We start from the raw sequence: 1,774 nt of genomic DNA, 5'->3' as shown, positions 1-1,774 counted from the left end.
GCTGCTGGCGCTGACGGCTTGATCATTGAAATTCATCAAAATCCAGATGAGGCTTGGTCAGACGGCCGACAATCGTTATACTTAGATGAGTACAAGGCGTTAACTGAGAAAGTGCAAGCATTACACACATTCTTAGCGGATTTAAATTAATCTACAAACACCGGTTAAACAACTTATCGACAAACGTATTTTAAAGAATTGAGGAATGAAATTGGAAAATGTAAATGTAGCAGTTGCCAATCCCTACGATGTGATCATTGACAACGATTTGATTAAAAATGCCGGACACCATCTGGAAGATTTAGTTCAGCAACGTAAGGTGATGATCGTTACTGACGAAAACGTCGCTTCATATGGTTACCTAGGGACCTTACAAGAGGCGATTAGCCCAATTACGACTGTTGTCAACACCATAACCTTACCGGCCGGAGAAGCCCAGAAATCATCTGCAAACTACATCCGCCTGCAAGAAGAGTTGGCCACTTTGAATTATTCACGTTCAGACGTCCTGATTGCCTTGGGAGGTGGGGTAATTGGTGATCTAGTTGGATTTACAGCAGCGACTTACTTGCGTGGCATTCCTTACATTCAAATTCCGACGACCTTACTTTCAGCTATTGATTCTTCAGTAGGCGGCAAAACGGCCATCGACTTACCCCAGGGTAAAAACCTAGTTGGCGCCTTTTATCAGCCAGCACGCGTCCTTTGTGACTTAACTACCTTCCATACTTTATCGCAAAGTATTTTCGAAGATGGGTGTGCCGAATTAATTAAATACGGCATGATTTTAGACAGTGATTTACTGAACAACTTAATGACCCGCGACCAACCTTTAAATGCCTTGAGCGAAGACTTGGCAGCTGTTGTTAAACGTTGTGTTGAGATTAAACGAAGCGTTGTGCTAGAAGACGAACTAGATTTAGGCCTGCGTCAATTATTGAACTTTGGTCATACTATTGGACACGCGATTGAACAAGTATCACATTACAAAGTTTCCCACGGTCGAGGCGTTGCAACGGGTATGATTTTGACCCAATTAATGGCTGAAAAAGAAGGGCTGACAGCCTTAAGTTTGGCTGATCGTTTTAACAATTTACTCAACCAGTACCATCTATTAGACCAAGTGCATGTGGCAAAAGAGTATACCTTTGAGGATATTCTTGCTGCCATGACCAACGACAAGAAGCGTCGGGGTGGGGAAATTACAGAAATCTTCCCTGAATCATTCGGTAAATGTGAACTTAAAACCATTACTTTTGACCAATATGCCGGCTGGTTAGAGACCATTTTCACTGACCTAAGAACCGATAAATTACCTATCACAATCGTAGAAGCGGAGGCTTAAAGCGTGGACTCAATTACAGATATTAACGGGACAACGAAGTTTGCAGCAGTGATTGGCCAACCTTTGAGCCACTCGCTTTCACCCATCATTTACAATACATCTTTTAAAGCTCAAGACCTGAATATGGTCTACATCGCTTTTGAAACGAGCGAAGATGACACAATTGAACGGATCGAGCATTTGAAAGCCCTAGACGTTCAAGGGATTAACATTACCATGCCAGGGAAATTCAATGCTATGCAGACGGTTGACCGCTTAGATGCTGCTAGTCAATATGTCAACGCTATTAACATGATTACCCGAGACGACAATGGGCAATGGGTAGGCTACAATACTGATGGTGCCGGCTTATGGCTTGCCGTGAAAAATAGGGGCGTGGACCTTGTCGGCAAGCGGTTAGTCGTTTACGGATCTGGCGCAACGACTAGG

3 protein-coding genes are annotated in these 1,774 nt (G+C 43.5%); all 3 read left to right on the top strand.

Annotated elements, in window-relative coordinates; all coding sequences use genetic code 11:
- Positions 1-18: 18 nt before the first annotated feature.
- Positions 19-150, top strand: a complete 132-nt coding sequence (locus tag ACRCJ0_RS13335) for a hypothetical protein (RefSeq protein ID WP_431388126.1) — start codon at positions 19-21, stop codon at positions 148-150.
- A gap of 55 nt (positions 151-205) precedes the next feature.
- Complete coding sequence (aroB, locus tag ACRCJ0_RS13330) at positions 206-1,345, top strand: 3-dehydroquinate synthase (RefSeq protein WP_431388125.1); 1,140 nt, start codon at positions 206-208, stop codon at positions 1,343-1,345.
- Positions 1,346-1,348: 3 nt separating this feature from the next.
- On the top strand, positions 1,349-1,774 hold a 426-nt coding region (locus ACRCJ0_RS13325), incomplete at its 3' end, for a shikimate dehydrogenase family protein (RefSeq protein ID WP_431390728.1).

The sequence above is a fragment of the Aerococcus sp. L_32 genome, from assembly GCF_050689315.1.
The sequence above is the reverse complement of the archived record's forward strand: the minus strand, read 5'-3'. Positions and strand labels throughout refer to the sequence as shown.